Origin of the sequence: uncultured Campylobacter sp. (assembly GCF_938040115.1) — a bacterium.
Classification (GTDB): Bacteria; Campylobacterota; Campylobacteria; order Campylobacterales; family Campylobacteraceae; genus Campylobacter_A.
In genome coordinates this window covers 1-3,641 of the sequence record NZ_CALHXD010000168.1, presented here as the reverse complement: position 1 = coordinate 3,641, position 3,641 = coordinate 1, and the positions used below count along the sequence as shown (strand labels likewise).

Here is a 3,641-nt window from a genome sequence, read left to right as displayed (position 1 = left end):
AAGGATCAGATCCAGCACGTCGAGATCGCGCGCGACATCGCGATCAAATTTAACAACGAGCACGGCGACATCTTCGTCCTGCCGGAGTACAAAGTCGATGAAAACGTAGCTACCGTGCCCGGCACAGACGGCGCGAAAATGAGCAAAAGCTACGGCAACACGATAGATATTTTCGCCGGCGCCAAAGAGCTAAAAAAGCAAATTTCAAGCATCGTGACGACCTCAGAGCCGCTTGAAGCGCCTAAGCAGTGGCAAAACTGCAACGTCTATAATATCGCTAAATTATTCCTAGACGAGGACGGACAAAAAGCGCTACAAGCGCGGTACGAGCGAGGCGGCGAAGGACACGGACACTTTAAGGCGTATCTAAACGAGCTGGTTTGGGACTATTTTGCGGACGCGAGAGGCAAATTTGATTATTATCTAAATCACGCGGGCGAAGTGGATGAAATTTTAAACGAAGGCGCGAAAAAAGCGCGAGCCGTCGCAGCGCCGATAATGGAAAAAATACGCGCCGCAACGGGCATATACAAATAAATTTTAAAGGAAAAAAATGCAAGCAATCTACCCTTACGCGCAGCTTATTCACCTAATCTGCGCTATCATTTTCGTCGGATTTTTATTTTTCGACGTGATTATTTTTTCAAGAGCCAAGGCCAAACTGCCCGCGGAAATAGCGCAAAAAGCGCAGCAAGCCATCTCAAGCGTCGCGATAAAAATCATGCCGCTTTGCGTGCTGCTTTTAGTACTAACGGGCGGCATGATGATGAGTAGCTGGGTCGGCTCGAAAGCCGGCGGATATTTTGAGTCGAATTTACAAATCGTCTTTATGATAAAGGTTATTTTGGCGATGTTGATATTTGCGGCGGTAGCGACAAATCTCACGTGTAAATTTATACTAAAACGCCCTAGCCCTCTAGGCAATATCCACCCGTTTGCGTTTGCGGCGGCGGCGATCATCGTGATATTTGCTAAAGTTATGTTTATAGTATAAAGGATAAAAATGATAAATCTAAAACTACTCGACACGCGCTACGACGAGTTCGTAAAAAAATTACAAGGAAAAAACGTAAAGCCCGAGGTTTTAAACGAGCTTTTGACGACGTTTAACGAGCTAAAAGCCAAGCGTCAAGCGCTAGAAAATTTCCAAGCGATCCAAAACGCCAAGAGCAAGGAGCTGGGCATAAAGGCCAGAAACGGCGAGAACACCGACGAGCTAAAAAACGAGCTAAATTTAAACAAAACGGCGATGGGCGACGCCGCCGATATCGTGCGCACATACGAGGAAAAACTAGAAAACATCGCAAGCTGCGTGCCAAATATCACCGACGACGACGTGCCGTTTGGCAAGGACGAGGATGGCAACGTATGCGTAAAAACGGTGCTGGAGCCGACAAAATTTGACTTTACGCCAAAGGAACACTGGGAGCTTGGCGAGAGCTTAGGCTGGCTTGATTTCGAGCGCGGCGTTAAGCTATCAGGCTCGCGCTTTTGCGTGCTAAAGGGCATGGGAGCGCGCCTATCAAGAGCCCTAGTTAACTACATGATCGACTTTAACAACGCGCGCGGCTTTGAACTGGTTAACGTGCCGTTTTTGGTAAATGCAAACACGCTTTACGGCACAGGACAGCTGCCTAAATTTGAAGACGATCTATATAAGGCTCAGGGCGAGGATTTGTATCTAATCCCTACTAGCGAGGTGCCGGTGACGAATCTTTATAACGACGAAATTTTGCCCGTCGAGAACCTACCGATAAAGATGACTTGCTACTCGGCGTGCTTCCGTAAAGAAGCGGGCTCAGCAGGACGCGACACGCGCGGCATGATCCGCCAACATCAGTTTGAAAAGGTCGAGCTCGTAGCCATCACGACTCCAGAGCTTAGCGCACAGATGCTTGACGAGATGGTCGCGTGCGCTAGCGACTTGCTAACGAGCCTTGGATTGCCGCACCGCCATATGCTGCTTTGCAGCGGGGATCTTGGCTTTAGCGCGGCAAAGACGATAGATCTCGAGGTCTGGCTACCCGGACAAAACAAATACCGCGAGATAAGCTCGGTATCAAACACGCGCGATTTCCAAGCTCGAAGAGCCAAAATCCGCTACAAAGACGGCAAGAAAAACGCTCTGGTAAACACCCTAAACGGCTCGAGCCTAGCCGTAGGCAGGACGCTCATAGCGATAATGGAAAACTACCAAAAAGCAGACGGCAGCATCGAGATCCCGGAAGTTCTTAAAAGGTACATGTAGTGGCGCAAAACGACGATGAAAATGTAGTAATCCTCGAAGAGGCCGAAACCCAGCTAAGCGACAAAGAGCCTCGACCGGAAGGGCAAGAAGGCGGCGAAAGCGACGAGCTGGTTTCGCTCGACGAGCTAGAACCAGTAGTCCCCGAACAAACCGCAGACGCGCAAGATGATGCCAAAAAAAGCAAGAAAAAGCTTTTTATCATCGGAGGATCGGCGGGCGCGCTCGTCATCATCTTGGCCGTATTTTTGTTTTTCGTTTTTAGAGGCGAGAAAAAGCCTCCGATAGATGAAAAACAGATCGTAAAAGATATCGAGGAGCACTACGAGTCGCAAAAATTCGGCAGCTCAAAGATCGACGACATGATCGCTAAGGCAAATTTACTCTACGAAAAGGGCAATAAATTTGAAGCTCTAAAAATCTACGAAAACATCGCCGTCTACAACCAAAGCCTCTCAAACTACAATCTTGGCGTCTCGCAGATGAGGCAGGGCAAATTTGAAGACGCGCTAAAAAGCTTTAAAAAAGCTATCGACAATAACGAAAACGTCGCCGTTAGCGCCATAAATGCCGCGGTTAGCTCGCTGGAGCTAAAAAACGAGCAAAATTTTAACTATTATATAAATCTCGCTAATTCGTTTTTGTACAAGGAGGCAGACTCTCCGCTATACAACTACTACTACGCGCTCATAAACTACTACAAAGGCCAATACGTCGAAGCTCTAGCGGCTCTCTCTCACGCCGAAAACGGCTACTATAAAGACCGATACGACTACCTCGCGGCTAAAATTTTAAGCTTTATCGGCAACGATACAAAAGCGATACAAAAGCTAGAAGCGCAAAAGGAATTTGACGCAGACCTGGCGCTTGGTATGCTTTACGCGAGGCTCGGACAGTACGAAAAGGCCAGAAATAGGCTAAATTTAGCGCTAAACAAGGGCGGTGACTCAAATAAAATCAACTCTATGATAGCCATCATAAACCTAAAAGACGGCAAATTTGAAGCGGCGACAAATGAAATAAAGGCCGTATTTCACGAGGATCCGCTGTTTTTAAACGCGAATTTTCCGATCAAAACGATACTAAAGCCAGAGCTTTTTGACGTAAATTTAGCTCAAGCGCACTTTAGAAACGACCTGTTTTTCGATAAAACCAAACGATATGAGACGCTGTTTTACTTCGCGCCTTATAAGGTTTTTGACCCGAACCAAACGATAAACTACATAAGAAAAGGCGGCGTTAGCCTATTTTTGGACGACGCAAGCGCGGCGGGCAACTACCTAAACGCTAGCGGCGCGCTCTCAAAGGTAAATTTAGAGCTCTCATCAGCCATCGCAAACGCCCTAAACTACAAGCTAAAACAGGCCAACGCGCAGTTTGCCTCGCTCATCTCGCT

The 3,641-nt window shown here is 47.5% G+C and carries 3 protein-coding genes and 1 pseudogene; all 4 read left to right on the top strand.

The features are described from left to right. Positions 1–537: pseudogene (locus tag Q0314_RS06030) on the top strand (tryptophan--tRNA ligase); the annotation flags it as partial. A 16-nt stretch (positions 538–553) separates the two neighbouring features. Further along, positions 554–994 carry a copper resistance protein CopD gene (locus tag Q0314_RS06025; RefSeq protein WP_298057530.1) on the top strand — a complete coding sequence of 147 codons (441 nt, stop codon included), beginning with the start codon at positions 554–556 and terminating at the stop codon, positions 992–994. Positions 995–1,003: 9 nt separating this feature from the next. Beyond that, on the top strand, positions 1,004–2,248 hold the full coding sequence (gene serS / locus Q0314_RS06020; protein WP_298057528.1) for a serine--tRNA ligase: 1,245 nt from the start codon (positions 1,004–1,006) through the stop codon (positions 2,246–2,248). Then, on the top strand, positions 2,248–3,641 hold a 1,394-nt coding region (locus tag Q0314_RS06015; RefSeq protein ID WP_298057526.1), incomplete at its 3' end, for a tetratricopeptide repeat protein. The genes serS and Q0314_RS06015, both read left to right, overlap by 1 nt.

Bases quoted from the DNA above. Each gene is read 5' to 3' on its own strand.
- serS (WP_298057528.1), top strand. From the start codon at position 1,004: ATGATAAATCTAAAACTACTCGACACGCGCTACGACGAGTTCGTAAAA.
- Q0314_RS06025 (WP_298057530.1), top strand. From the start codon at position 554: ATGCAAGCAATCTACCCTTACGCGCAGCTTATTCACCTAATCTGCGCT.